The 24,985-nt window shown below is 69.8% G+C and carries 25 protein-coding genes; 12 read left to right on the top strand and 13 right to left on the bottom strand.

Annotated elements, in window-relative coordinates:
• Nucleotides 1-31: 31 nt before the first annotated feature.
• The 3 genes from ACZ6Z4_RS35980 to glnA form a co-directional block, all read right to left on the bottom strand.
• Nucleotides 32-805: an SDR family NAD(P)-dependent oxidoreductase gene (locus ACZ6Z4_RS35980; RefSeq protein ID WP_465575726.1), complete on the bottom strand. Its 774-nt coding sequence runs from the start codon at nt 803-805 to the stop codon at nt 32-34.
• 26 nt (nt 806-831) lie between these two features.
• The gene (locus tag ACZ6Z4_RS35975; RefSeq protein WP_363671419.1) at nt 832-1,446 is read right to left on the bottom strand and encodes a TetR/AcrR family transcriptional regulator; all 615 of its coding nucleotides are present in this window, start codon (nt 1,444-1,446) and stop codon (nt 832-834) included.
• Between the two features lie 99 nt (nt 1,447-1,545).
• Nucleotides 1,546-2,970, bottom strand: coding sequence for a type I glutamate--ammonia ligase (gene glnA / locus ACZ6Z4_RS35970; RefSeq protein ID WP_363671417.1), 1,425 nt, complete (start codon nt 2,968-2,970; stop codon nt 1,546-1,548).
• Nucleotides 2,971-3,139: 169 nt separating this feature from the next.
• On the opposite strand from glnA, the gene ACZ6Z4_RS35965 reads away from it, so the two are divergent.
• Both ACZ6Z4_RS35965 and ACZ6Z4_RS35960 read left to right on the top strand, forming a co-directional pair.
• Nucleotides 3,140-3,604 carry an RDD family protein gene (locus tag ACZ6Z4_RS35965; RefSeq protein ID WP_465575722.1) on the top strand — a complete coding sequence of 155 codons (465 nt, stop codon included), beginning with the start codon at nt 3,140-3,142 and terminating at the stop codon, nt 3,602-3,604.
• 52 nt (nt 3,605-3,656) lie between these two features.
• On the top strand, nt 3,657-4,148 hold the full coding sequence (locus ACZ6Z4_RS35960; RefSeq protein WP_465575720.1) for a hypothetical protein: 492 nt from the start codon (nt 3,657-3,659) through the stop codon (nt 4,146-4,148).
• On the opposite strand, the gene ACZ6Z4_RS35955 is transcribed toward ACZ6Z4_RS35960, so the two are convergent.
• The 4 genes from ACZ6Z4_RS35955 to lipA all read right to left on the bottom strand — a co-directional run bounded on the left by ACZ6Z4_RS35955 (nt 4,145) and on the right by lipA (nt 7,720).
• Nucleotides 4,145-5,425, bottom strand: a complete 1,281-nt coding sequence (locus ACZ6Z4_RS35955; RefSeq protein ID WP_465575717.1) for a class I SAM-dependent methyltransferase — start codon at nt 5,423-5,425, stop codon at nt 4,145-4,147. The genes ACZ6Z4_RS35960 and ACZ6Z4_RS35955 overlap by 4 nt on opposite strands.
• A gap of 118 nt (nt 5,426-5,543) precedes the next feature.
• Nucleotides 5,544-5,930, bottom strand: coding sequence for a VOC family protein (locus ACZ6Z4_RS35950; RefSeq protein WP_465575713.1), 387 nt, complete (start codon nt 5,928-5,930; stop codon nt 5,544-5,546).
• A 139-nt stretch (nt 5,931-6,069) separates the two neighbouring features.
• Nucleotides 6,070-6,765: a DUF4191 domain-containing protein gene (locus ACZ6Z4_RS35945; RefSeq protein WP_465575710.1), complete on the bottom strand. Its 696-nt coding sequence runs from the start codon at nt 6,763-6,765 to the stop codon at nt 6,070-6,072.
• Between the two features lie 16 nt (nt 6,766-6,781).
• Nucleotides 6,782-7,720: a lipoyl synthase gene (lipA, locus tag ACZ6Z4_RS35940; protein ID WP_465575705.1), complete on the bottom strand. Its 939-nt coding sequence runs from the start codon at nt 7,718-7,720 to the stop codon at nt 6,782-6,784.
• A gap of 56 nt (nt 7,721-7,776) precedes the next feature.
• Here lipA and ACZ6Z4_RS35935 point away from each other — a divergent pair, with 56 nt between their 5' ends.
• Both ACZ6Z4_RS35935 and ACZ6Z4_RS35930 read left to right on the top strand, forming a co-directional pair.
• On the top strand, nt 7,777-9,147 hold the full coding sequence (locus ACZ6Z4_RS35935) for a sensor histidine kinase (RefSeq protein ID WP_465575702.1): 1,371 nt from the start codon (nt 7,777-7,779) through the stop codon (nt 9,145-9,147).
• An 11-nt stretch (nt 9,148-9,158) separates the two neighbouring features.
• Nucleotides 9,159-9,818 (top strand): response regulator transcription factor, encoded by a 660-nt coding sequence (locus ACZ6Z4_RS35930; protein WP_363671596.1) that lies wholly within the window; start codon nt 9,159-9,161, stop codon nt 9,816-9,818.
• On the opposite strand, the gene ACZ6Z4_RS35925 is transcribed toward ACZ6Z4_RS35930, so the two are convergent.
• Complete coding sequence (locus ACZ6Z4_RS35925; protein WP_465575698.1) at nt 9,773-10,948, bottom strand: low temperature requirement protein A; 1,176 nt, start codon at nt 10,946-10,948, stop codon at nt 9,773-9,775. The two genes, ACZ6Z4_RS35930 and ACZ6Z4_RS35925, sit on opposite strands and share 46 nt — an antisense overlap.
• A 170-nt stretch (nt 10,949-11,118) precedes the next feature.
• Here ACZ6Z4_RS35925 and ACZ6Z4_RS35920 point away from each other — a divergent pair, with 170 nt between their 5' ends.
• The 7 genes from ACZ6Z4_RS35920 (at nt 11,119) to ACZ6Z4_RS35890 (ending at nt 16,618) form a co-directional block, all read left to right on the top strand.
• On the top strand, nt 11,119-11,871 hold the full coding sequence (locus ACZ6Z4_RS35920; RefSeq protein WP_465575695.1) for an SDR family oxidoreductase: 753 nt from the start codon (nt 11,119-11,121) through the stop codon (nt 11,869-11,871).
• Nucleotides 11,868-12,113, top strand: a complete 246-nt coding sequence (locus ACZ6Z4_RS35915; RefSeq protein WP_465575693.1) for a hypothetical protein — start codon at nt 11,868-11,870, stop codon at nt 12,111-12,113. The genes ACZ6Z4_RS35920 and ACZ6Z4_RS35915 overlap by 4 nt, the downstream gene beginning before the upstream one ends.
• 10 nt (nt 12,114-12,123) lie before the next feature.
• Nucleotides 12,124-13,008: an RNA polymerase sigma-70 factor gene (locus ACZ6Z4_RS35910; protein WP_465575690.1), complete on the top strand. Its 885-nt coding sequence runs from the start codon at nt 12,124-12,126 to the stop codon at nt 13,006-13,008.
• Nucleotides 13,005-13,349 (top strand): sigma-70 family RNA polymerase sigma factor family protein, encoded by a 345-nt coding sequence (locus ACZ6Z4_RS35905; protein ID WP_465575687.1) that lies wholly within the window; start codon nt 13,005-13,007, stop codon nt 13,347-13,349. Before ACZ6Z4_RS35910 ends, ACZ6Z4_RS35905 begins: the two co-directional genes overlap by 4 nt.
• 138 nt (nt 13,350-13,487) lie before the next feature.
• Nucleotides 13,488-14,369: an ABC transporter ATP-binding protein gene (locus tag ACZ6Z4_RS35900; protein ID WP_465575684.1), complete on the top strand. Its 882-nt coding sequence runs from the start codon at nt 13,488-13,490 to the stop codon at nt 14,367-14,369.
• The gene (locus ACZ6Z4_RS35895) at nt 14,366-15,544 is read left to right on the top strand and encodes an ABC transporter permease (RefSeq protein ID WP_465575679.1); all 1,179 of its coding nucleotides are present in this window, start codon (nt 14,366-14,368) and stop codon (nt 15,542-15,544) included. Before ACZ6Z4_RS35900 ends, ACZ6Z4_RS35895 begins: the two co-directional genes overlap by 4 nt.
• A 108-nt stretch (nt 15,545-15,652) precedes the next feature.
• The gene (locus tag ACZ6Z4_RS35890; protein ID WP_465575674.1) at nt 15,653-16,618 is read left to right on the top strand and encodes a LysR family transcriptional regulator; all 966 of its coding nucleotides are present in this window, start codon (nt 15,653-15,655) and stop codon (nt 16,616-16,618) included.
• A gap of 6 nt (nt 16,619-16,624) precedes the next feature.
• Here the strand turns inward: ACZ6Z4_RS35890 and ACZ6Z4_RS35885 are convergent, their stop codons facing one another.
• From ACZ6Z4_RS35885 to lipB, 3 genes are all read right to left on the bottom strand, one after another.
• Entirely contained in the window at nt 16,625-16,984 is a 360-nt protein-coding gene (locus ACZ6Z4_RS35885) for a VOC family protein (RefSeq protein WP_465575668.1), read from the bottom strand.
• A 25-nt stretch (nt 16,985-17,009) separates the two neighbouring features.
• A complete protein-coding gene (locus ACZ6Z4_RS35880) occupies nt 17,010-18,149 on the bottom strand; it encodes a hypothetical protein (RefSeq protein WP_465575665.1) in 1,140 nt (379 codons plus the stop codon).
• A gap of 101 nt (nt 18,150-18,250) precedes the next feature.
• Nucleotides 18,251-18,973 (bottom strand): lipoyl(octanoyl) transferase LipB, encoded by a 723-nt coding sequence (gene lipB, locus ACZ6Z4_RS35875; protein ID WP_465575658.1) that lies wholly within the window; start codon nt 18,971-18,973, stop codon nt 18,251-18,253.
• Between the two features lie 153 nt (nt 18,974-19,126).
• Here lipB and ACZ6Z4_RS35870 point away from each other — a divergent pair, with 153 nt between their 5' ends.
• Nucleotides 19,127-20,500: a protein kinase domain-containing protein gene (locus ACZ6Z4_RS35870; protein WP_465575652.1), complete on the top strand. Its 1,374-nt coding sequence runs from the start codon at nt 19,127-19,129 to the stop codon at nt 20,498-20,500.
• Nucleotides 20,501-21,778: 1,278 nt separating this feature from the next.
• Here ACZ6Z4_RS35870 and ACZ6Z4_RS35865 read toward each other — a convergent pair.
• A complete protein-coding gene (locus ACZ6Z4_RS35865; RefSeq protein WP_465575649.1) occupies nt 21,779-22,669 on the bottom strand; it encodes a TIGR01777 family oxidoreductase in 891 nt (296 codons plus the stop codon).
• A 211-nt stretch (nt 22,670-22,880) separates the two neighbouring features.
• Nucleotides 22,881-24,893, bottom strand: a complete 2,013-nt coding sequence (sucB, locus tag ACZ6Z4_RS35860; RefSeq protein ID WP_465575644.1) for a 2-oxoglutarate dehydrogenase, E2 component, dihydrolipoamide succinyltransferase — start codon at nt 24,891-24,893, stop codon at nt 22,881-22,883.
• Between the last annotated feature and the right edge of the window lie 92 nt (nt 24,894-24,985).

The raw sequence follows: 24,985 nt of genomic DNA, 5'->3' as shown, positions 1-24,985 counted from the left end.
GCGAACGCCCAGGCCGAACCGGCCTGGGCGTTCAGTGCACCAGCGTGCTGATCCAGCCGCCGTCGACGCTGAGCACCTGGCCGGTGACGAACGAGCTCGCCGGGCTCGCGAAGAACAGCACCGCTTCGGCGATGTCTTGCTGTTCACCCATCCGGCCCAGCGCGTACTGCGCGGTGAGGACCTTCTCCAGCTCGGGGTTGTCGAAGATCGCGGCCGACATGTCGCTGCGGGTCACGGCGGGGCGGACCGAGTTGACGCGGACGCCGCGCGGTCCCCACTCGGCGGCCAGCGCGCGGGTGAGGCCGTCGATGCCGCCCTTGGTGACCGAGTAGAGCACCTGGTTGGCGATGCTGCGCTCGCTGCCGATCACCGAGCCGAGGTTCACGATGCTGCCGCCGCCGTTGGCCGCCATGTGCGCCGCGGCCAGCCCGGCCAGCAGCATCGGGGAGCGAGCGTTCAGCGCCCAGAGCTCGTCGGCCTCCTCGGTGGTGAGCTGGTCGGCGGCGGTGAAGTTCTCCGCCGCGGCGTTGTTGACCAGTACGTCGATCCGCCCGAGCTGCTCGACGGCGGCGCCGAAGACGGCCGCCGGTGCGGCGGGATCGGTGAGGTCGGCAACGATCACCTCGGTGCCTTCGGGGAGCTCGGAGGCGGTGGCGCGCAACGACTCCTCGCTCCGGCCGACCAGCGCGACGCGGGCGCCGGCGCGGGCCAGCAGCGCCGCGGTGGTCGCGCCGACGCCGCGGCCACCACCGGTGACGACGGCCGTCCGGCCGGCCAGGGGATGGGGCGAAAGTCCTTCGTTCACAGGGGTTTCCTATCGGTTGTGCTGAGTCAGGGACGGCGGTAGGCGCCGTACCACCAGATGCTGCCGAGCTCGCGCGCGAACACCTCGTCGCCGCTGCCGTCGTCGACCTCGATGTGGCGGGCGATCGCCGCTCCGCCACCCCAGACGATGACCCGGCTCGCGGCGGTCGCGTCGAGCGCGGCCGGCGTCGTACCGGCGGCTTGCTCGTCGAGCAGCGTCCGGCGTACGACGTCGTCGAAGCCTTCGAGGTCGGCGGTGTAGAAGTCGCGGACGGCCGGGTCGTACCCGGCGAGCTCGCGGACCGCGGACAGGACGGCGAAGTTGGCCCGGTGCAGCCGGATCACCTCGGCGAAGAACGCCGCGTACCGCGCCGCACCGTCCTCCCCGGCGCCCGGGTCCCACTCGCGCGCGAGCCGCAACGACGACTCCCGGACCGCGTCGGCCAGCTGGATGATCAGCTGCCCCTTGTCCTTGAAGTGCGCGTAGAACGTCGCGCGCGAGACGCCCGCCTCCTCGATGATCTGCCGCACGCTCAGCTCGGTGAAACTCTCACCGCGCCGCAGCAACCGCTCCAGCGCGGCCGGCAGCTCGACGACGGCCGGGGCGTTCCCGCCCCGGCGCTGACGCGTGACAGAAGGCATGTCCACAACCATACAAGGTGTCTGGTCAAGCTGTTCAGGAATGGCAAGAAGAAGCCCCGCCCGGGAGACCCGGGCGGGGCTGCAGCTCAGTACGCGAACTCAGACGTCGTAGTACAGCTCGAACTCGTGCGGGTGCGGGCGGAGCTGGATCGGGGCGATCTCGTTCTCGCGCTTGAAGTCGATCCAGGTCTCGATCAGGTCCGCGGTGAAGACGTCGCCCTCGAGCAGGAAGTCGTGGTCGGCCTCGAGGGCGTCGATCACGGCCGGCAGCGACGTGGGGACCTGGTTGACCGAGGCGTGCTCCTCCGGCGGGAGCTCGTAGAGGTCCTTGTCGATCGGGTCGGCCGGCTCGATCTTGTTGCGGATGCCGTCGATGCCGGCCAGCAGCTGGGCCGCGAAGGCCAGGTACGGGTTGGCCGACGGGTCGGGGCAGCGGAACTCGATCCGCTTGGCCTTCGGGTTCGAGCCTGTGATCGGGATCCGGATGCAGGCCGAGCGGTTGCGCTGGGAGTAGACCAGGTTGACCGGGGCCTCGAAGCCGGGGACCAGGCGGTGGTAGGAGTTCACCGTCGGGTTCGTGAAGGCCAGCAGCGACGGCGCGTGCTTGAGCAGGCCGCCGATGTACCAGCGCGCGGTGTCCGACAGGCCGCCGTACCCGGACTCGTCGTAGAACAGCGGGACGCCGTCGCTCCACAGCGACTGGTGGCAGTGCATGCCCGAACCATTGTCGCCGAAGATCGGCTTCGGCATGAAGGTCGCGGTCTTGCCGGCGTCCCAGGCGGTGTTCTTGACGATGTACTTGAACTTCATCACGTCGTCGGCCGCGGTCAGCAGCGTGTCGAAGCGGTAGTTGATCTCCGCCTGGCCGGCGGTGCCGACCTCGTGGTGGGCGCGCTCGACGAGCAGGCCGCTGTTCTCCAGGTGCTTGGTGATGTCGTTGCGCAGGTCGGCGAAGTGGTCGACCGGCGGGGCCGGGAAGTAGCCACCCTTGTAGCGGACCTTGTACCCGCGGTTACCGCCCTCCTCGACCCGGCCGGTGTTCCAGGCGCCGGCCACGGAGTCGATGTGGTAGTAGCCCTCGTTCGCCTTGGTCTCGAAGCGGACGTCGTCGAAGACGTAGAACTCCGCCTCCGGCGCGAAGAACGCGGTGTCCGCGATCCCGGTCGACTTCAGGTACTCCTGCGCCTTGCGGGCGATGTTGCGCGGGTCACGCGAGTACGCCTCGCCGGTCAGCGGGTCGTGGACGAAGAAGTTGATGACCAGCGTCTTGTCCGCGCGGAACGGGTCGATGAAGGCGGTCGTCGGGTCGGGCAGCAGCGACATGTCCGACTCGTGGATCTGCTGGAAGCCGCGGATCGACGAACCGTCGAACTGCAGGCCGTCCTCGAAGACCTCGGGACCGAACGACGACACCGGGACGGTGAAGTGCTGCATGATGCCCGGCAGGTCGCAGAACCGGACGTCGATGAATGCGACGCCCTCGTCCTTGACGTAGGCGAGCAGCTCCTCAGCGCTGGAAAACATACGTACTCCTCGGGGTGGCTCAGAGATTCACGTCGAACGTAGGGCCTGCCGATTACTCAGCCGTGACCCCAATGTTTCGCGGATGTTAAGCCCAGCGTGTCCGCGCTGACCCACTGGAGATTCGGGGGAGGGCGGTGAGAGCTGCCCAGCCCCTCGTAGGCTAGCCACTATGGCATCATCCGCACAGCCGGGGACAGGACCCGCCGAAGAGTTCCGTTATCCGGGCAACCGCCTCGGGCTGCCCGAGGACGGGCCGGGATCGGTCACCGGCTGGGGGCGCCGGCTGCTCGCGCTGCTGATCGACTGGCTGATCGCCGGGCTGATCGCGTCGGCGATCACCGGGAAGCCGATATGGGCCGGTGGCAACGATTACAACACCGCGCAGCTGGTGACGTTCTTCGCGATGTCGGCGGTGCTCTCCGGCCTTGCGGGGTTCACGTTGGGGCACCGGATCTGCGGTCTGCGGGTGATCCGCGTCGGGGCCGGCGGGCCCGGCTACACCGGTCAGCCGGGGCTGCTGGCGGGGGCGATCCGGTCGTTCCTGATCTGCCTGGTGCTGCCAGCGGTCGTGTACGACCGGGACCGCCGCGGGCTGCACGACCGCGCGGCGAGCACGATCGTCGTACGCCGCTGACCGCATGCTGCCAGCAGCGGGAGATCACGCTGGGTAGCGGCAGACTGGCCGCATGAAGGTGATCTATCTCGCGCTGGGCGCGGTGCTGCTGGTGGCCGGGTGTGGTTCGAACGACGACGCCGGTACGGCGCCCGCGACCACGCCGCCGCCGAGCGCGAGCCCCACGCCGACGCCGAGCCCCACGCCCACCCCGAAGCCGACGCCCAAGCCCAAGCCGATCCCCAAAGCCAAGGACGGCACCAACCTCGCCGCCTGCCGCGACGGGGACTGCAACGTCCAGGTCGGCAAGGGCCGCACGACCATCAAGTTCTCCGGCGGCAAGCTCGTCATCACCAAGGTCGACGCCAAGTTCCCGCACTTCGTGCTGACCGGCGACTACGGCGGCGGCAACGGCACGCTCGGCGCGTCACCGGCCACGTTCGGTGGCGGCGGGCTCAGCGTGATCACCGGGCCGGTCCCGCGCGAGCAGGACCCACCCGGGCTGACCCTGCGCGCGCCGTACGTCGGCAACGGCGGCGCCATCATCGACATCCACGTGGTCTAACGCCGCGTCAGCAGCAGCTGTACGTCATCCAGGTAGCCCGAGCGGAAGCCCGCCTCGGAGTACGCCAGGTAGAACTCCCACATCCGCCCGAAGGTGTCGTCGAAGCCGAGCGCCGAGATCTGCGGCCAGTGCTCGACGAAGCGGTTGCGCCAGATCCGGAGCGTGCGCGCGTAGTCGGGGCCGAGTGAGCGCAGGACCTGCGCGTGCAGGCCGGTGTGCTCGGCGGTGACGTCCTTGATCACCTTGACCGACGGGATCAGGCCGCCGGGGAAGATGTACTTCTGCACCCAGGTGAACGTGTTCCGGGTGGCGAGCATCCGCTCGTGCGGCATCACGATCGCCTGGACGACGGCGACGCCGTCGGGCGCGAGCCGGCGCTCGATGGCGTCGAAGTAGACCGGCCAGTACTTCTCGCCGACCGCCTCGATCATCTCCACGCTCAGTACGGCGTCGAACTCGCCGATCTGGTCGCGGTAGTCGCGCAGCGCGACCTGTACGCGGTCGCTCACCCCGGCGTCGGCGATCCGGCGCTGCGCGAGCAGCGCCTGCTGGGACGCGATGGTGATCGCCGTCACCCAGGCGCCGCGCTGCGCGGCCCGGATCGCCAGGCTCGCCCAGCCGCAGCCGATGTCGAGCACCCGCGACCCCGAGCGCACCCCGGCCGCGTCGAGGATCGCGTCGAGCTTGTGCAGCTGCGCCGGCGTCAGTTCGTCGTACGACGCACTGCCGAGGTCCGCGAGCGGGTCGGCGGTGCCGAAGTACGCCGCCGAGTAGGTCAGCGTCGGGTCCAGGAACTCCGAGAACATCGCGTTGCTCAGGTCGTAGTGCCGGCTGATGTTCTCCCGGGCGCCGGCCCGGTCGTTCTCCTGCTCGCCGGGCTGGGACTTGGTCACCAGCCAGCGCAGCGACTGCGCCCACTTGGGCAGCAGGTGCCGGTTCGCCTCGTTGTTGAACCGCTCGGCGAACGGGACCAGCAGGTCGGCCAGGTCGGTGCCCGGCTCGGGGTCCCAGTCGCCGGCCAGGTAGGCCTCGCCGAACCCGGACCCGGCGTCCTGCCCGAGCCGGTCCAGGAACGGGCCGCTGCGGTGCACCCGCATCGACGGCCCGCCGAGACCGTACCGGCGGTTGTCGATCGCGATCGAGGCCGGCAGGTCCTTGGCGATGATCCGGATCGCCGCCAGCGCGCCGGCCCGGCGGACCGGGTTCGAGCGCGGCGCCGCGAGCCCCGGCCAGGTCGTGGCCTCCGGCTCGTGCACCGCCGGCATCACATCGGTCATTTCCCCTCGCCCCTTGTTCCGTCCTGGCCGCACTCTAAGGCTTCGGGGTGGCTGCACGGTGCGACACGAGGCACAGGTATGACCTTCACGGTAGTCAAACGCCGTCAGCGCCCATCGGTTACCCCCGCGGTTCCGGACCGGACCGCTGTCCCAGGTAGAGGTGGTTGCCATCCGGGTCCTCGGCGCGGGCCTCGCGTTCGCCCCAGGGCTGGTCGGCCGGCTCCTGGGTGATCGTGCCGCCCGCGGTGCGGATCGCGGCGACGGTGGCGTCGAGGTCGTCGGTGTAGAGCCAGAGCGCGATCGGCGGGCGGCCCGGCGTACGGCCGAAGTCCGGGTCGTGCCCCAGCCCCAGCGACGCCTTGCCGAACTGCACGCTCACGTACGCCGGTGCGCCTTGCGGCGGGAACTGGTACACCAGTTCACCGCCGAGGACCTCGGTGTAGAACGGCAGCAGCCGCGGCAGGTCGTCGGTGGTGACGATCGGGAAGATGTCGTCGACAGTCATACAGGCCTCCTCGTTCGGTCAGGATGGACTACCGATCTGACGAACGAGAAGGCCCGAAATCAACAAGTACCGACCACCAATCAGGTGGTCGGTACTTGTGAGGTGTTGACGGGTGACCGGATCAGTCACCAGAGCCGGCTCAGCGGCCCTTCATCGCCTGGCGGGCGCCCTTGAGGCTGGTCGGGACCGGCCCCTTCGGCATCGGCACCTGCGGGCGGACCGCGTCCAGCGCCTTCAGCCGCTGCAGCAGGTCGGTGATCTCCGACGGCTGCAGCGCCTGCGGGAGCTTCATCACGTGCTTGGTGAGCTTGCGGATGTCGATCTCGCCCTCACCCTTGCCGGCCACGATCGTGATCACCGGCGCACCGCCGGCGACCCGGCTGTGCTTCTTCTGCTCGGCGGTCAGCAGGTTCTTCACCCGGCTGGCCTGGCCCTCGCCGACCAGGACGATGCCCGGCCGGCCGACCACGCGGTGCACGATGTCGGCGTTCTTGGTGACCGCGACGGCGGGCGTCACGTTCCAGCCGCGGCGCAGCGTCTGCAGCGCGGAGGCGGCCGCTCCGGCCTGGCCCTCGATCTGGCTGTACGCCGCCTTCTCGACCCGGCGCCCGAACACGATGGTCGCGGCCAGGAAGCCGAGCGCGACGCCGAGCGGGATCCAGATCAGCAGCGGGCCGACCAGGAAGCCGAGCGCTACGAACACGGCGACCACGCCGAGGAAGATCCCGGCGAGCAGCAGCCCGATCCAGGGGTCGGACTTCTTGGTCAGCTGGTACGCCGACCGGATCTGCTTGAGCCGGCTGGTCTTCTCGGCGGGCGCGTCGTTCTTGGCCATCTCTACCTTTGTCCTGTTATGCCTGCGGGGCGTTCATCCGGGATTCGACGGCCTGACGGTACAGCCGCCCGGCCCGGTAGGACGACCGTACCAGCGGACCGGACATCACTCCGGCGAAACCGATCTGCTCGGCCTCGGCCTGCAGCTCGACGAACTCCTCCGGGCGGACCCAGCGCTCGACCGGGTGGTGCCGCACCGACGGGCGCAGGTACTGGGTGATGGTGATGATCTCGCAGCCGGCGCCGTGCAGGTCGACCAGCGCCTGGCTGACCTCCTCGCGGGTCTCGCCCATGCCGAGGATCAGGTTCGACTTGGTGACCAGGCCGTAGTCACGGGCCTGGGTGATGACGTCCAGCGAGCGCTCGTAGCGGAAGCCGGGGCGGATCCGGCGGAAGATCCGCGGCACCGTCTCGACGTTGTGCGCGAACACCTCCGGGCGGGACGAGAACACCTCGGCCAGCTGCTCGGGGACCGCGTTGAAGTCGGGCGCGAGCATCTCGACGCCGGTGCCCGGGTTCAGCGCGTGGATCTGGCGGATCGTCTCGGCGTACAGCCAGGCTCCGCCGTCCTCGAGGTCGTCACGGGCGACACCGGTCACGGTCGCGTAGCGCAGACCCATCTTGGTCACCGACTCGGCGACCCGGCGCGGCTCGTCGCGGTCCAGGGCCTCGGGCTTGCCGGTGTCGATCTGGCAGAAGTCGCAGCGCCGGGTGCACTGGTCCCCACCGATCAGGAAGGTCGCTTCGCGGTCTTCCCAGCACTCGAAGATGTTCGGGCAGCCGGCTTCCTGGCAGACCGTGTGCAGCTCCTCGTCCTTCACGAGCTTCTGCAGCTTCTGGTACTCCGGGCCCATCTTGGCGCGCGTCTTGATCCACTCGGGTTTGCGCTCGATCGGGGTCTCCGCGTTGCGCACCTCGAGCCTGAGCAGTTTCCGTCCTTCTGGGGCGATCGTCACGCCGTCCAGAGTACGCCGGGCCGTTCGGGAGCCTTCCACCCGTAGGCTGGTGATCTATGTCAAGTCCTCAGGAGCCCGGTACGCCGCCGAAGACCGGCACGACGGTCCAGGGCTGGGTCCGCCCCGGACCGACCGCCAAGGAGCAGCGGTACGACGTCCTGCTGGGCCTCCTGCTGGCGCTCGCGGGCGTGATCGGCACCGAGCTGGCCCGCGGTTCGGTCCCGATCCACGTCGAGCTCGGCATCTGGGGCGTCGAGCCGTACGTGCTGAGCGCGGCCGGCGCGCTGGCGCTGTGCTTCCGGCGCCGCTGGCCGATCCCGGTCCTGGGCGTCGTCTCGGCGCTGTTCGTGGTCACCGGCGAGCGGGCGACGTTCGCGTTCACCAGCAACATCGTCACCCAGGCGACGGCGTTCATGGCGATCTACGCGGCGGTCGCGTGGGCCCGGGACCGGCGGCTGATGAAGGTGTCGGTCGCCGTGGTCTTCGTGGTGATGTTCGGCTGGCTGACGCTCGGGTTCGTCCGGGCGCTGCGCACCGACGAGTTCAAGGGCCCCAACGACACGCTGCTCGGGCCGTACGTGTCGTCGGTGCTGATCGCGCTCGGGATCAACGTCCTGTACTTCTTCGGCGCCTACTTCTGGGGCCGGACGTCGTGGGGCGTGGCCCGGCAGCGGCACGAGTTGGAGCAGCAGGCGGCCGAGCTGGCCGCGCAGCAGCAGGCCAACGCGCGGCGCGCGGTGATCGACGAGCGGCTGCGGATCTCCCGCGAGCTGCACGACGTGGTCGCGCACCACATCAGCAGCATCGGGATCCAGGCCGGGGGTGCGCGCCGGGTGATGGAGAAGGACCCGGAGGCGGCGAGGAACGCGCTGAGCGTGATCGAGAACTCCAGCCGGACCGCGGTGAACGAGATGCGCCAGTTGCTCGGGATGCTGCGCGCCGCCGACCCGGAGCTGGACGACGACGATCTCGGCGTACCGGTCGGGAAGGCGCCGCAGGCGGGCGCGGACCGGCTGCCGGCGCTGGTCGTCGAGGCGAGCGGGGAGGGGCTGGAGGTCGGCTTCCACCAGATCGGGCAGCCGGTGAAGGTGCCGGAGACGATCTCGGTGTCGGTCTACCGGATCGCCCAGGAGGCCCTGACCAACGTCCGGCGGCACTCGACCGCCCGGTCGGCGCACGTCACGCTGCGGTACCTCGACGACGCGATCGAGGTCGAGGTGATCGACGACGGGCGGCCCAAGCACGCGCCGGTCGGTTCGCGGCTCGGGCACGTCGGGATCCGGGAGCGGGTCGCGCTGCTGGGTGGCGAGTCCGAGATCGGGCCGCGTCCGGTGGGTGGCTTCCGGGTCCGGGCGCGGATCCCGGTGGCCCTGGGCACAGGAGAGACTGTGCGTCCGGCCGAGGATCGTGAGGGAGCAGCACAGTGAGTGAGTCGCCCATGCGGGTGCTGCTGGTCGACGACCAGGACCTGGTTCGCGCGGGGTTCCGGATGATCCTGTCCGTCGAGCCCGAGATCGAGGTGGTCGGCGAGGCCGCCGACGGCGAGAAGGCGGTCGAGCTCGCGCTCGAGCTGCGGCCGGACGTCGTCCTGATGGATGTCCAGATGCCCGGTCTGGACGGGATCGCCGCGACGCAGCGGATCGTCACGGCCGACGCGGGCAAGGTCGTCATCCTGACCACGTTCGACCGCGACGACTACCTCTTCGAGTCGCTCGGGGCCGGTGCCAGCGGGTTCCTGCTGAAGAACACCGCTCCCGAGGACCTGGTCGAGGCGATCCAGGTCGTCCACTCCGGCCACGCGCTGCTCGCCCCCGAGGTGACCCGGCGGGTGATCAAGCGGTTCTCCGGCGGCGGCGAGCGCGTCTACCGGCCGGACCTGGTGGCTGACCTGACCGACCGGGAGCGCGAGGTGCTCGGGCTGATCGCCCGCGGTCTGACCAACACCGAGATCGCCGGGCAGCTGTTCGTCGGCGAGGCCACAGTGAAGACCCACGTCTCCCGTGTCCTGCTCAAGCTCGGCCTGCGGGACCGGGTGCAGGCGGTGGTGTTCGCCTACGAGTGCGGGCTGGTAGTGCCGGGCGACGACGCCGCCTCCTGAACCTGCGTCACCGCCACCACCAGTACGACGACAGCCGCAACCAGTACGACGACGACCGGCACACCGCCGTACGGCGCGAGCAGTGGCGCCAGCCCGATCAGTACGACGCCCGCCACGCTGGTGCTCAGCCGCAGCGTCGGCCGGGCCAGGATCGTCCGGGTCACGCCCCAGAGCAGCGCGACGAACAGCGCAGCCGGTACGGCGACGGCGTACCCCACCGTCCGGTCGGAGATCGGCAGGTGGTGGCTGGTCTGCTCGACAGCCACCTCCAGCCCGGCGCCGAGTGCTGCGAGTGCTGCGAACAGGCCGAAGTGCCCGTAGCCCCACAGGTAGGACTGGCTCCGGTGGCGCTCCAGGCCGTGGCCGGCGGGGTGCAGGAAGTAGAGCCACCACAGCCCGAACAGCAGCACCAGCCCGCCTGCGGCAACGACTACCAGCGAGCCGCTGAGTTCGGTCGCCCGGACAGCGTTGCTGACGGCCAGCACGCTCTCGCCGAGCAGGATGATGGTGAACAGGCTGTACCGCTCGGCGATGTGGTGCGGGTGCCAACCGGTGTCCCGCCTGCGCTGGGCCCACCAGGGCACGGTGAGTTCCAGCACGGCCAAGCAGACGAAGGTGAGCGTGGTGGTCTCGCCGCTGGCCAGCCGGATCAGCCAGCCGACCTGCAGCACGCTGATCCCCACCGCGTTGCGGACCGCCGTACGACGTTCCGCCGGGTTCTCGACCGCAGCCCGGACCCACTGGACGATCTGGCCGCCGCGCATCATCAGGTACCCGAGCGTGACGAGCCGGAAGTCAGCGTCGGTCGCAGCCGCCGGTACGCCGGCCGCCAGCACCAGGACGCCACCCATCTGCAGCATGGTGAGCAGCCGGTACGGCACGTCGTCGGTGTCGTAGGCGGAGGCGAACCAGGTGAAGTTCATCCAGGCCCACCAGATGGTGAAGAACACCTGCAGGAAGCCGGCGATCTCGTGGTGACCGTCGGCCAGCCCGTGCGCGAGCTCGGCCGCGGCGGCCGCCACGGCGACCACGAAGGTCAGGTCGAACAGCAGCTCGAGCGGACTGGCGACGCGGTGCTGCTCGTCGGGGCGGCGCGGGCGCATCCGGCCCCGGATCACGGCTGCGGGCATGGTTCGGCTCCTGGACTGGTCGGGTCTCACTGCACAGACAGCGCAGCCGGACGGTCTGTGACCGGGGTCGCCCGAAAAAACTTTCCCGGACCGGTCACAGCCGGGCGACCTGCCCTGTCCTTGCTGGTGACCGGGCGGCGCCAGGCCCCCGCGACCGACAGGAGACGGACATGAAGATCGTCGTCATCGGCGGCACCGGGCTGATCGGGTCCAAGCTGATCCGCCGCTTCACCGCGCACGGGCACGACGCGGTGGCGGCCGCGCCGAACACCGGCGTGAACACGCTCACCGGCGAGGGCCTGGACGAGGTGCTGACCGGCGCGGACGTCGTCGTCGACGTGTCGAACTCGCCGTCGTTCGAGGCGGCCGCGGTGATGGAGTTCTTCACCACCTCGACCACGAACGTGCTCGCCGCGGAGAAGAAGGCGGGTGTCGGTCACCACGTCGCGCTGTCGATCGTCGGTACCGAGCGGCTGCCGGACAACGGGTACTTCGCGGCCAAGATCGCCCAGGAGGGCCTGATCGAGGCCTCCGGCGTCCCGTTCTCGCTGGTGCACGCGACCCAGTTCTTCGAGTTCACGCTCGGCATCGCCGACGCCGCGACCACCGGCAACGAGGTCCGGATCGCGCCGGTGAAGTACCAGCCGATGGCCGGCGACGACGTCGCCGACGCGGTCGCGAAGACCGCCGTGGGGGCGCCCTTGAACGGCCGGACCGACATCGCCGGGCCCGAGCGGACCCAGATGGACGACTTCGTCCGGGACGCGCTGGCGCTGGCCGGCGACCCGCGCGAGGTCGTCGCTGACGTGCACGCGACGTACTTCGGCTCCGAGCTGCTCGACGGCAGCCTGGTCCCCGAGGGCGACGCGCACCTGGGCCACATCCGCTACGTCGACTGGGTGAAGGGCCAGGCCGAGCGGTGAGTACGCCGGACGAGGGCGCGTTCCTGCACGACGCGGAGAGTATGTTCGGCGCGCTGCATCACGACGTCGAGGCCGACCTCGGGATGATGACCGCGAACGAACCCGACCCCGGCCTGCCGGTCAGCGAGTGGCTGGTCGACCCGACCGAGGTCGAGCGGGACGAGGTGGCGCTGCGCAGCCTGCTCGGCGCCGTGGAAGCGCTGGAGGGCGACGTACGCCGCCCGGAACCTGTCGAGGAGTGAAGATCAGCCTGTGGACGACACTGCGGTGAACGACGACCTGGACGAGGCGGCCCGCGTCTTCAACGAGCTGCGGCCGCGGCTGTTCGGCATCGCCTACCGGATGCTGTCCAGCGCGACCGAGGCCGAGGACCTGGTCCAGGACGTCTGGCTGCGCTGGCAGACCTGCGACCGCAGCGTCGTCGCCAACCCGGCGGCGTACCTGGCGACCGCGACGACTCGGCTGGCGATCAACGCCGCGACGTCGGCCCGCGTCCGTCGTGAGACGTACGTCGGGCCGTGGCTGCCCGAGCCGGTGGACACCAGCGCCGACCCGCTGCTCGGTGCTGAGCGCGGGGAGGCGCTGGAGTTCGCCGTACTGATCCTGCTGGAGCGGCTGTCGCCGAACGAGCGGGCGGCGTACGTGCTGCGGGAGGCGTTCGACTACCCGTACTCCCAGATCGCGGAGATCCTGCAGCTCAACGAGCCCGCTGTGCGGCAGCTGGTCAGCCGGGCGCGCAAGCGGGTCACCGGCGAGCGCCGTACGCCGGTGGACGGTGCGGAGCAGCGCAGGCTGCTCAGTGCGTTCGTCAACGCGGCCCGGTCGGGGGACCTGGTCGAGCTGGAGAGCCTGTTCGCGTCGGACGTCTCCACGTACTCCGACGGCGGTGGGATCGTCCGGGCGTCCAAGTTCCCGGTGCACGGCGTCGAACGCGTCGCCAAGTACTACCGCTCGTTCCACACCCGCTTCTGGGCCGGCGTCGACGTGGAGTACGCCACGGTCAACGGCCGGTCGTCGGCGCTGCTCAGCCTCGACGGCGCGGTCTTCGCCGCGGTCACCGTGGTCGCCTCCTCGGAGGGCATCGACGAGATCTACTGGCAGATGAACCCGGCCAAACTCGCGGGAGTCGGTGGATGATCGACCGCCTCGTCGCGGCGCTCAGGTCGGGACAGGTGGAGCACCTGATCGCGGCGGACGCCGTGCTGGTCTCCGACGGCGGCGGGCAGGTCGCCGTACCGCTGCAGCCGGTGCACGGTGTCCGGGAGATCGCCCGGGTGATCACCGTGCACTGCGCGCACCCTGCTGCCGACCTGTCCGTCGAGCGTGCCAACGGCCGCCCGGCGATCGTCGTACGGCGTGCTGGGCAGGCCTCCGCCGTGCTCTGCCTAAACGTCGCCGACGACGCCGTGACCAACCTGTGGCTGATCCTCAACCCCGCCAAGCTGACCGCCTGGCACCGGGATCCGTCGCGCGGATGACCCCGCCGGTCACACTGCGGGCCGACGTACGGACGCCTCCGGCTGACTAGCGTTGGAACCACTCCCGCGGTGGGAGTGGTCGGGCTGTTGTTTCGGGCCCGGTCCGGGGGCCGAAGCAGCAGAGGAACGGTGAACGGGATGCTGAGCGTTGCTGGGCTGACCCGGCGGTTCGGTGATCACCTCGCGCTGGACGACGTCACGTTCGACGTCGTCCCGGGGCGGATGACCGGTTTCGTCGGGGCCAACGGAGCCGGCAAGACCACGACGATGCGGATCATGCTCGGGGTGCTGGCACCCTCGGCGGGGCAGGCGCTGTGGGACGGCGCACCGCTGACCCACGCGATCCGCAGCGACTTCGGCTACATGCCGGAGGAGCGCGGGCTGTACCCGAAGATGAAGATCCGCGACCAGCTGGTCTTCTTCGGCCGGCTGCACGGCCTCGACCCGGTGCGGGCGGGGGAGCGGACCGACAAGATCCTCGACCGGCTCGGCCTCACCGAGCGGGCCGGCGACACGCTGGAGACGCTCTCGCTGGGCAACCAGCAGCGCGTCCAGATCGCCGCCGCGCTGGTCCACGAGCCGATCGCGCTGGTGCTCGACGAGCCGTTCAGCGGCCTCGACCCGCTGGCCGTCGACGCGATGGTCGACCTGCTCCGCGAGGAGGTCACGCCGGAGGTGCCGGTGCTGTTCTCCAGCCACCAGCTCGAACTGGTCGAGCGGCTGTGCGACGACCTGGTCGTGCTGTCCCGCGGCAAGGTCGTCGCGGCCGGCTCGGTGGCGTCGCTGGCCGCTGGCGCCAGTTCGACGTACCGGCTGGTGACCGACGTCGACGCGGGCTGGCTGCGTGACGTCCGGGGGATCAAGGTGCGCGACGTAGACGGCTCGTCGGCGCTGTTCGACGTGGTCGAGGACGGTCAGGAGCAAGTGGTGCTGCAGCAGGCGGTGAGTCGCGGGCAGGTGCTCGAGTTCGGGCCCGAGCGCGTGGCGCTGAGCGACGTCTTCCGGGAGGCGACCCGATGAACGCGGAGAAGAACACGTTGCGGCACCCGTGGCAGCTGGTGGCGCTCCGGGAGATCAGTACGAAGCTGCGCGACAAGACGTTCATCGGCTCGACCCTGTTCATGCTCGTCGTGGTGATGGCCGCGGTGATCATCCCGGCGCTGCTGGCCGGGAACGGGTCGCCGGACAAGATCGCCGTACTGGACGACGCCGGCGCGCGGGTCGTCCAGGCGGCCGACCAGTTCAACGGTGACGACGGCCTGGAGGTCACCAAGGTCGCCGACCGGGCCGCGGCCGAGCAGGCCGTCACCTCGGGCGACGCGGCGGCCGCGCTGATCCCCGCCGACAACGGGTACGTCGTACTCGGTGACGACGAGGTCGACTCCGGGATCGGGAACGCGCTGCGCGAGGCGGTGGTCAGCCTCGGGATGTTCGACAACGCGGCCAAGGCCGGGCTGACGCCCGAGCAGCTGCAGGCCGGGACCACGGTCCAGGAGCAGCTGCTGAACCCGGGACCGCTGCCCGAGATCGCGGCGCAGTTCGTGAACATCGGGCTGGCGCTGGCCTTCTACATGACCGCGCTCGGCTTCGGGATGATGATCGCGCAGAGCGTCGTGCAGGAGAAGGAGAGCCGGGTGGTCGAGATCCTGGCCGCCGCGATCCCGATCCGGGCGCTGCTGTGGGGCAAGGTGGTCGGCAACACGGTGATGGCGCTGACCCAGATCGTGGTGATCGCGGGCGCCTCGCTGATCGGGCTGCTGGTCACCGGGCAGGCCGACATCCTCGACGTGATCGCGCCGGTCGCGGGCTGGTTCGTGGTGTTCTTCGTGCTCGGGTTCCTGGCGCTGGCCGGGCTGTGGGCGGTCGCCGGCTCGCTGGCCACGCGGCAGGAGGACCTCGGGTCGACGACGCTGCCGGGGCAGATGATCCTGATGATCCCGTTCTTCTTCTCCGTCTTCGCCGGGGGGACGGCCAAGACCTGGGCGTCGTTCGTGCCGATCGCGTCGTCGATGGCGATGCCGGGGCGGATGCTGACCGAGGACGTGCCGCTGTGGCAGCCGCTGGTGGCGATCGCGCTGCTGCTGGTCGCGACCGTTTTGATCGTGCGCCTCGGGGCACGGCTGTACGAGCGGACGCTGCTGCAGACCGGGCGCAAACTCGGCTACCGAGAGGCACTGGCACTGAAGGCGTCCTGAGTTATCGTCACAGCCAGCCAAACGTTACAGATATTTGGCTGGCTGTGACGTAACCGCAACACGCGTCAACTGTGTACTGCGGCGTAACCTCGACTACGGTCCCAATGCATGAACGTCGAGCTGCGCCACCTGCGGGTGGTGGTCCTGGTCGCAGAAGCGGGGTCGGTCGGTCGGGCCGCCCGCTGGATGAAGGTGAGCCAGCCGAGCCTCACCGCGCAGCTCAAACGGATCGAGTCGGCCTTCGGCGGTGAGCTGTTCGAGCGCTCCCGGACAGGGGTCACGCCGACTCCGCTCGGCCGGTACGCCGTCGATCGGGCTCGCGCGATCCTCGTCGACGTCGACCACCTCTCAGCGACGGTGTCGGCGATGACGGCGGTGGAGACGAGCGCCGTACGGCTCGGTGGTTTCCCGACCGCGCCGATGTCCGGGATCGCGTCCCGGCTGCGCGACCACGGCGAGATCGAGCAGGTCAGCATCGAGGTCGAGTGGTCGACCAGCGTGCTGCTGCAGCAGCTGGAGAGCGGCCGGCTGGACTTCGCGCTGCTGCGCGAGTTCCCGGGGTTCGAGCTGCGGCTGCCGGCGGGTGTGGACGCGTGCACGATCGTCGAGTCCGAGTCGGCGTACGTCGTGATGGCGGCGGATCACCCGAAGGCTGTGGCGACCCGGCATCGTGGGGAGATCGACCTCGCGGATCTCGCGGGGGAGGAGTGGATCGGGGAGCCGCCGGACGACAGCGGATTCCACGTGCTGTTCCGCGCCTCGTGCGAGCAGGCGGGGTTCACGCCGCGGATCGAGCATCACTCGGTGGACACGTCGGTGCTGATGGGGTTCGTGACGAGTGGTCAGGGGGTCGCGCTGATCTCGCCCACGTCGTACCGGATGCTCTCGAGTGATGTCACGACGCGGCCGTTGGCCGGGGATCCGATCCATCGCCGGCTGATGCTGGCGTGGAGCACGGAGTCACCGCGGGCGCAGATGGCGCCGGATGTGTGTGAGATGGCGATTCACGCGTACGACGAGGCATTCGCCGAGCATGCTCGCTGGGGGCAGCATCAGCGGATGCATGTCGCTTAACTTCTTTTACTGAATGCTGTTCTGTCCGAGGATGCAGAACTCGTTCCCCTCGGGATCGGCGAGCACGACCCACGCGGTCTGCTCACCCTGCCCGATGTCCACCCGCTTCGCCCCGTGCGCCACCAACCGCGCGACCTCGGCGTCCTGATCGTCCGGCCGGAAGTCGAGATGCAGCCGGCTCTTCGACTGCTTCGCCTCCGCCAGCCTCACAAAATCCAACCCAGGCATCTGATCCGCTGTCGGCCGGATCTCGAACTCGTCGTCGCTGTCGAACACCACGACCCACCCGAGGGCCTCAGCCCACCACTGCCCGAGAGTCTTCGGGTCGGCCGAGTGAACGATCACCTGTTCCCACTGCAAACTCATCCCGCGACCCTATGTGTTCGCGGGATCAGGCACCCGCGGGCCGGAACTGCCCGACGAAGAACTCGCCGGTGTCCTCCGGGTCGTCCATGCGTTCGCGGTACTGCTGCCCGACCTCTTCCTTGGGCCGCACGAAGGACTGCTGGGTGGGAGCTTCGGGAGCCTTCGGGGTTTCGGCCTTGGGGGCCTCAACCTTGCGCTCTTCTACTTTCGGTTCTTCGTTGACTGGCGGCTCGTCATCGTCATCATTCTTCTCGTTCTTCTTCGGCACCTCGGCAACAGGCACCGGCTGCGTCGCCTCCGGATCCCCGGGCACGACCCGCGTCTGCTCCGAGTCAGCGGCCACAACCTGCGTCTCGTCAGACTCCGGCGCACTCGCCTCGGTCTGCTTGGGCTCCGCAGCAACGACCTGCGTCTCGTCGGCCTCCGCTTGGTGCTGCTCGGCCTGCTGAGGCTCGGGCTCCGCCTGCCCGGTCTCGTCCGACTGGTTGCTCACCGCACCGACAACCGCCGTGTTCTCCCGCTCGACCGGCCGGTCCGCCTCAGCGAACTGCATCGTGTGCTCATCCGCCTGATTCCGCGGCTGCACCGGCTCCGGCTCGTCGTCGAACAGGTCGTCGTAGCTCGTGTTCCCGAAGTTCTGGAACCGGTTCTCCGCCGGCGGATACTCAGCCGCCGCCACCGGCGCCGCGTAAACAGCAGCGACCTCAGCCTCCTGCTGCGCCTGCGCGGCTTCCTGCTCGCGCTGCCGCCGCTCGGCCTCGGCGCGCTCGCGCCGGCGCCGCCGTACCGCCTGGACCATCTGCTGTACGGCGTACACGAGCGAGATCACCGCGAGAACCGGTACCAGACCGTTCAGCGTGTACGCCTTGATCCCGTCGATCATCCCGGTCGTCACACCCGGGATGTCGTTGAGGAAGTTCGTCGTCCGGTTCGGGATCCAGTGCACCGTGTAGATCATCGCGCCGAACGTCAGCGCGGCTCCCAGCGCGGCGGCTCCCGAGAAGTACGAGACGACGGCCCAGAAGATCAGCGCTCCGATGCCGTAGGCAAGCGCCATCTCCTTCGCGTTCAGCTCGAGCCCGCCGTCAGCGGTCAGCACTCCGAACGCGGCCGGCCCCGCCAGCGCCGCAACGATCCCGAGCAGGAAACCAAGGAATTTGGACACGTCCCCACCGTAGCGACGTTTTCCCCACACACAGCGACGACACTTCGGCACCCCACCTACAGACCGTCACGGTGCCGGAAACCCACACCCCACAGGGAACTCTACGGAGTAACAGCCAACCCGTAAGTAATCCCCGAAGGCGCCGGATCCACGTGCTCCAGGTCAGGCGTCCGCTCGTACTCGTCCCAGGCCAGCATCCGATCCAGCTCCCGCCGTACCGACTCCAGCACCTCGGTCACCGGCACGTCCCGCCCGAGCTCCTTGGACAACGTCGTCACATCGGCGTCCGAGATCCCGCACGGAACGATCCGGTCGAACCAGGCCAGATCGTTGTCACAGTTCAACGCGAACCCGTGCATGGTGACGCCCTGCGAGACCCGGATCCCGATCGCCGCGATCTTCCGCTCGCGACCGCGCTCGTCGGCCGGAACCCACACCCCACTGCGCCCCTTGACCCGCCCGGTCCGCACACCCAGCTCGGCGCAGACCGCGATCAGCGCTTCCTCCAGCCGCCGCACGTAATCCACCACGTAAACGTGCGAAGCCAACTTCACGATCGGGTACCCCACCAACTGCCCCGGCCCGTGCCACGTGATCTTGCCCCCACGATCGACGTCCACCACCGGCGTGCCGTCGACGGGCCGCTCATGAGGCTCGGTCCGCTTGCCGGCCGTGTACACCGGCGGGTGCTCGAGCAGGATCACCGTGTCCTCACCGATGCCCTCAGCAACAGCAGCGTGCAACCGCCGCTGCTCCTCCCAAGCCCGCTCGTAGTCGACGGCGTCCCCGCCGAACCCGGCCTCCACGTACTTGATAGCCCTCACGCCATCGAGTGTATGCCTCGCCGTACGCCGCCCAGCACCCACCATCCACAGCCCCGCCCTCGAACCCACGTGCACACTCCCGCGAGCCCCAACCCCAGCCCTGCTTGTGGATAACTCTCCGGCCGCCGCACCCGATTCGTGCACCCTCTTGGCATGGCACTCGACGACATCGCCGGCTACAGCCTGCGCCGCAAACTCGGGTCCGGCCCCACCGGCACCGTCTGGCTGGTCCGAGACCTGGCCTCCGGCCGCCACGCCGTCCTGAAACGCATCCCGACCCCGACCATCACCAACCCAACCACCTTCGAACGAGACCTGACCACCCTCCTCACCATCGACCACCCCCACCTGGCCCGCCTCATCGAGGCCCGCAAGTCCGACCAGGACTGGCTCCTCTTCACCCAACACGTCCCAGCAGGAAACCTCGCCGCCCTCCTGTCCAGAAGAGGAGACCTCTCCAAAGGCGAGTTGGTCACCCTCATCAGCCCCCTCGCCGACGCGATATCAGTCCTCCACCAACACGCTCTCCACCACGGCCGCCTGACCCCCAACAACATCCTCTTCGACGCCGACGGCCGCCCAGTGATCACCGACACAGCCCTCCGCTCCCAAACCCCCACCACCCCAGCAGACGACGTACAAGCCCTCTCCACCCTCATTCAACTGGCAGCCGGCAGCACCGTCATCCCACCCACCCTCTTCACCCAACCAACCCCCCAATCCCTCTCCCGCAACATCCTCACCCTCGCCCCACCCGCGCCGCTCAACCTCGCCTTCCCAACCACAGACCCACCTTCACCCCGACCACCCACCCCAACCCCGGCCCTGCCCACCCAAACCCCACTCCGCCCACCCATCCCACCCACCCGCCGCAAACCCCGCCGAAACACCCCTCACCGAGCCCGCCGAGACAACACCACCCGCCTCAACAAAATCCTCACCACCCACCGAGCCCCCCGCTCCCGCCGAACCACCTACGGCATCCTCGCCGCCACAGCCTTGGCGGCTGTCATCGTCACCGCAGTAGCCATCACCACCCTCGGCCTCCTCAACACCCCCACCACCAACCCCGCCGCAGCCGCCCCCCAATCCCCAACCCCAAAACCCACCCCACCCCTCAAGCCAACCCCAAGCCCCTCTCCTCAAAACTCCTCAACCTCCTGGCACCAAACCCTCGAATCCCTCGACGCCCTCCGAGCCCACGCCTTCCTAACCCTCAACCCAGCCGAACTTGACGCCATCTACCAACCAGGCACCCACCCCTGGACCACCGACCGAGCAGCCATCGCCACCTACAAATCCCAAAACATCCGAATAGCCAACCTCCGCTTCCAAATCCAGCACCTGACCCAAGAACCCACCCCCGGTCCCACAGTCACCCTCCGAGTAACCGACCGCCTCATCTCCGCCACAGCCCTGACCCCCACCGGCCCAACCCACCTCCCACCCGGCCCACCCACCACCCGCCGAATAACCCTCACCCCCACAGGAAAAACCTGGCGCATCACCACCATCACCCCCGCGTGACAGGACACCCCATGCCCACCTGCCCCAACCAACACCCACCCACCGCCAAACCCCTGTCGCCCTTAACCACCCTCCACTTCCAAACCCCCACCTCCCAACTACTCACCGCCATCCCCACAACCACCCCCAGCAATATCCCCCCACGAACGGCCGGCACGACAACTAAGCTCCCTGGCCCTAGCCTCCGGAGGCATTACCTGGGTAGTCCTCTACTCAAAAGACGACGAGGAAATCCCCGGCCTACTCCTCTTCCTCCTCGCAGCAATAGTTGCCCTAAGCATCTGGCTGTCCGACCACCACCAAGCCAAAGAGAAAGCCCACCAACAAACCAAAGCCCCACCCGCCAACCAGCAACCACCCAACTGACCAAGCCCCTAGACACAGCCACCCGCGCCGCAAACCCCAGCCCGAGTCGCCATCCGCATCCAGTAGCTCGAGCCACACACCGCGGCCCTTCCCAACAGCACACCGCGGCCTCTGCCCAGCAACACACGGCGGCCGCCACACAGCGCCAGCACCCACGCCGTGCAGAGTGCCCGCAACACGCTGGGCTCGTCTGCTCCTGCCTCCGCCCCTGCGCCCTGCGCCGCGCCTCCGCCTCTGCGGGGCGCTCTGCCTCGGCGCGGGTGTCCCGCGTGCCATCCCCGCGCCGCTCTCGCAGCCGATGACCCGCTGTACGCCAGCCGACAGATCCGCACTGCGCGGGCATCGCCGCCACCGACGAGTACGTCGTACCGTCCGCTGCCGCTGCCGCTGCCGCTGCCGCTGCCATGCGTGGGCGACCGCAACTCCGGCCACAGCGACGACAGCGTGATGATGCGGCACTGTCGGATGTTGCCAGCGCCGTCCACCTACTCGCGCCGACGCGTCAGGTCGTCCACCGAGGTCGACTCCGAGTGCTGGCTGATGGCCGGCGTCCACGGTGCGTGCAGGCCACCGACCAAAGCCGTGCGATGTCGCGTTCAAGTCCTCGACAGCTGCTCGCTGCGCGCCGGCGTGTGCAGTCCAGCGATCGGAGCTGCTCAGATCTGCGACTGCCGTTGCCTCTGGGCGCTGCTCAGCTATTGCTTCGGGTGGGCCAGCCGAGTCTCGGCGTGATGGCTCGTTGGTGAGCTGTTGCCGGTCAGCTCACGATGCTTGGTGGGAGGGACTGGGGCGGTGCGGCGCTTGTTCAGGTGGACGCCGACGCCGAGCCGCCGGCGGCTCACCGCGAGCCTTCGCGCGCTGCTGTGTGGGGAGCGAATTGGTTCATCTTGCGGGGTTCGCGGGGCTTGTGGGTTAGCTGGTGAAGGCTGCGGCGATGGCTTGTTGCGGGGTGGGGTGGGCGAACGTGAAGCCGGTGGTTTGGAGGGTTGTGGGGAGGGCTCGTTTGCTGCCTAGGAGTTCCCAGGCGAACTCGCCTAGGAGGGTGGTCATCGCTGCCGCGGGGACGGGGAGGAGGGCGGGGCGGTGGAGGTGGGTGGCCAGGGCTTGGGTGAAGGTCTTGTTGGTGATGGGGGTGGGGAGGGTGATGTTGACCGGGCCTTCGACCTCGTCGTGTTCGGCGGTGTGGCGGACGGCGCGGAGCCAGTCTTGGAGGGAGACGACGGGGAAGTACTGGGTGCCGGGGCCTAGGCGGCCGCCGAGGCCTAGGCGGAAGGGGAGGGACAGGAGTTGGAAGGCGGGGGCCTGGCGGGCGAGGACTACGCCGGTTCGGAGGGTGGCTACTCGGCAGCCTGCCTCGCGGGCTGGGGTGGTGGCGCCTTCCCAGACTCGGACTACGTCGGCCAGGAAGCCTTCGCCCAGTGGGGTGGATTCGGTGAGGAGGTTGTCGCCGCAGTCTTTGCCGTAGCCGCCGATTCCTGACTGGGTTAGGAGGGTTGGGCGGGCGTCCAGTTGGGCGGCGGCTTGGGCGAGGGTGGCGGTGGTGCTGACTCGGCTTTCGCGGATGGTCGCGCGGTACGTCGGGGTCCAGGGGCGGCCGATGTTCGCGCCGGCGAGGTTGACGAGGACGTCGGCGTTGTCGAGGGGCTTGAGGTCCAGTTGGCCGGTGGCGGGGTTCCACTGGAGTTCGTCGGGGGAGGACGGCGTACGGCGGACCAGGCGGGTGACTTGGTGGCCGTCGGCAACGAGGTCGCGGGCGAGCGCCGTACCGAGGAAGCCGGATGCGCCGGCGAGGACGTACTTCAACGGGACCTCCGGGGGAGAGGGGGAGGGAAAGAGAGAAGAGAGAGGAGGAGAGGGGAGTACGGCGAGGGGGAGGGGGCGAGGGAGGGCGGAGAGGGGAGAGGCAGCGAGGGGAGGAGGGGGACTGGGGCCAGGGGGCTGGTAATCGGCGGAAAAGCAGCGACCCGCTGCGGGCTGGTGCCCGAGCGGGTCGGCTGGTGGTGCGGCGTACGGATCAGACGTCGAACTGGGCTTCTTCCAGGCGCGCCTTGACTGCCGTCAGGTAGCGGGCCGCGTCGGCGCCGTCGACCAGGCGGTGGTCGTAGGTGAGCGCGAGGTAGACCATCTGGCGGATCGCGATGGTTTCGCCGAGCTCGGGGTGGGTGATGACGACCGGGCGCTTGACGACCGCGCCGGTGCCGAGCATGCCGACCTGGGGCTGGTTCAGGATCGGGGTGTCGAACAGGGCGCCGCGGCTGCCGGTGTTCGTGATCGTGAACGTGCCGCCGGCCATCTCGTCGGGCAGCACCTTGTTGTTGCGGGTGCGGTCGGCGAGGTCGGCGATCTTCTTGGCCAGGCCCGCGATGTTCAGGTCGCCGGCGTTGTGCACGACCGGGACCATCAGGCCCTTCTCGGCGTCGACGGCGATCCCGAGGTGCTCGGCGGCGTGGTACGTGACCTCGCCGGCCTCCTCGTTGATCGAGGCGTTCAGCTTCGGGTACTGCTTCAGCGCGTCCACCGCGGCGAGCGCGAAGAACGGCAGGAAGGAGAGCTTGACGCCCTCGCGGGCGAAGAACTCGTCCTTCTTCGCGTTCCGCAGCTTGGCGATCTCGGTGACGTCGACCTCGACGACCGTGGTCAGCTGGGCGGAGACCTTCAGCGAGTTCACCATGTGGCTGGCGATCGCCTTGCGGATCCGGGACATCTTCTCGGTGGTACCGCGCAGCGGGCTGATCGCGGCCTTCGCGGCCGGGGCCGCTGCAGCCGGAGCGGCGGCGGGGGCCGGGGCGGCCTTGGCTGCCTCGGCGGCGGCGATGACGTCCTGCTTGCGGATCCGGCCGCCGACGCCGGTGCCCTGGACCGAGCCCAGGTCGACGTTGTTCTCGGCGGCGAGCTTGCGGACCAGCGGGGTGACGTAGTTCGGGCCCTCGGAGGAGGCGCCGTTCGAGCTGGCGGCCGGGGCGGCTGCCTGCTGCGGGGCCGGGGCCTGCGGAGCCGGAGCCGCCTGCGGGGCCGGAGCTGCTGCCGGGGCCTGCGCGGCAGGAGCCTGTACGGCGGGCGCCTGCGCGGCCGGGGCCTGGGCGGGCGGGGCCTGCTGCGGCGCGGGGGCTGCAGCAGGAGCCTGCGCGGCGGGGGCGGCGGCCTGCGGGGCGGGGGCGGCGGCCTGCGGGGCGGGCGCCGCGGCCGGAGCCTCGGCGGCCGGAGCCTCCTGCGCGGGGGCTTCCTGCTGGGCCTCGGCCGGGGGCTCCTGCTTCGGGGCCTCCTGGGCGGGGGCCGCGTCGCCGGAACCGACGACGGCGAGCTCGGCGCCGACCTCGACGGTCTCGTCCTCGGCGACCTTGATCTCCAGCAGCTTGCCGGCGACGGGCGACGGGATCTCGGTGTCGACCTTGTCGGTGGAGACCTCGAGCAGGGGCTCGTCGACGGCGACGTCGTCGCCGACCTGCTTGAGCCAGCGGGTGACGGTGCCTTCGGTCACGCTCTCACCGAGCGCGGGGAGGGTCACCGAGGTGCCACCGGAGGCCGGCGCGGATGCGGCCGGGGAGGCCGCGGGGGCTGAGGCCGCTTCGGCCGGAGAAGAGCTGGAGGAGTCGCCCGCCGGAGCGGCCTGCGCCTGCGGCTGGGCCTCGGCCGGGGCGGCCTGCGCCTGCGGCGCGGCCTGCTGCGGGGCAGCCTCGGCGGGAGCGGCCTGCGCCTGCGGCGCGGCCTCGGCGGCCGGAGCTTCCTCGGCCGGAGCCTCCTCCGCCGGCGCTTCGGCGGCCGGGGCGGCGTCGCCGCCGGTGGACTCGCCGGCGTCGCCGATGACGGCCAGCTCGGCGCCGACCTCCACGGTCTCGTCCTCGGCGGCCTTGATCTCCAGGAGGGTGCCGGCGACGGGCGACGGGATCTCGGTGTCGACCTTGTCGGTCGAGACCTCCAGCAGGGGTTCGTCGACGGCAACCGTGTCACCGACCTGCTTGAGCCAGCGGGTGACGGTTCCTTCGGTGACGCTCTCCCCGAGGGCCGGCAGGGATACAGAGGTCGGCATGACGGTCGTTGCTCCTTCGTCGATCGGTCTCGAAGTCAGCCTACGGTGCCGCCGGAACGGGGCGCCGCCGGGTCACGGCGGACACGCCCGTA

It is taken from the genome of Kribbella sp. NPDC104740 (assembly GCF_055583505.1).
Note: the sequence above shows the minus strand (reverse complement) of the source record. Positions and strands in the feature narration are given on the sequence as shown.

Coding starts and splice junctions, on each gene's coding strand:
- ACZ6Z4_RS35895 (WP_465575679.1), top strand. CDS start 14,366: ATGAACGCGGAGAAGAACACGTTGCGGCACCCGTGGCAGCTGGTGGCG.
- ACZ6Z4_RS35905 (WP_465575687.1), top strand. CDS start 13,005: ATGATCGACCGCCTCGTCGCGGCGCTCAGGTCGGGACAGGTGGAGCAC.
- ACZ6Z4_RS35890 (WP_465575674.1), top strand. CDS start 15,653: ATGAACGTCGAGCTGCGCCACCTGCGGGTGGTGGTCCTGGTCGCAGAA.
- ACZ6Z4_RS35930 (WP_363671596.1), top strand. CDS start 9,159: ATGCGGGTGCTGCTGGTCGACGACCAGGACCTGGTTCGCGCGGGGTTC.
- ACZ6Z4_RS35960 (WP_465575720.1), top strand. CDS start 3,657: ATGAAGGTGATCTATCTCGCGCTGGGCGCGGTGCTGCTGGTGGCCGGG.
- ACZ6Z4_RS35935 (WP_465575702.1), top strand. CDS start 7,777: ATGTCAAGTCCTCAGGAGCCCGGTACGCCGCCGAAGACCGGCACGACG.
- ACZ6Z4_RS35900 (WP_465575684.1), top strand. CDS start 13,488: ATGCTGAGCGTTGCTGGGCTGACCCGGCGGTTCGGTGATCACCTCGCG.
- ACZ6Z4_RS35885 (WP_465575668.1), bottom strand. CDS start 16,984: ATGAGTTTGCAGTGGGAACAGGTGATCGTTCACTCGGCCGACCCGAAG.
- ACZ6Z4_RS35975 (WP_363671419.1), bottom strand. CDS start 1,446: ATGCCTTCTGTCACGCGTCAGCGCCGGGGCGGGAACGCCCCGGCCGTC.
- ACZ6Z4_RS35920 (WP_465575695.1), top strand. CDS start 11,119: ATGAAGATCGTCGTCATCGGCGGCACCGGGCTGATCGGGTCCAAGCTG.
- sucB (WP_465575644.1), bottom strand. CDS start 24,893: ATGCCGACCTCTGTATCCCTGCCGGCCCTCGGGGAGAGCGTCACCGAA.
- ACZ6Z4_RS35950 (WP_465575713.1), bottom strand. CDS start 5,930: ATGACTGTCGACGACATCTTCCCGATCGTCACCACCGACGACCTGCCG.
- ACZ6Z4_RS35965 (WP_465575722.1), top strand. CDS start 3,140: ATGGCATCATCCGCACAGCCGGGGACAGGACCCGCCGAAGAGTTCCGT.
- ACZ6Z4_RS35870 (WP_465575652.1), top strand. CDS start 19,127: ATGGCACTCGACGACATCGCCGGCTACAGCCTGCGCCGCAAACTCGGG.
- ACZ6Z4_RS35945 (WP_465575710.1), bottom strand. CDS start 6,765: ATGGCCAAGAACGACGCGCCCGCCGAGAAGACCAGCCGGCTCAAGCAG.
- ACZ6Z4_RS35955 (WP_465575717.1), bottom strand. CDS start 5,425: ATGACCGATGTGATGCCGGCGGTGCACGAGCCGGAGGCCACGACCTGG.
- glnA (WP_363671417.1), bottom strand. CDS start 2,970: ATGTTTTCCAGCGCTGAGGAGCTGCTCGCCTACGTCAAGGACGAGGGC.
- ACZ6Z4_RS35925 (WP_465575698.1), bottom strand. CDS start 10,948: ATGCCCGCAGCCGTGATCCGGGGCCGGATGCGCCCGCGCCGCCCCGAC.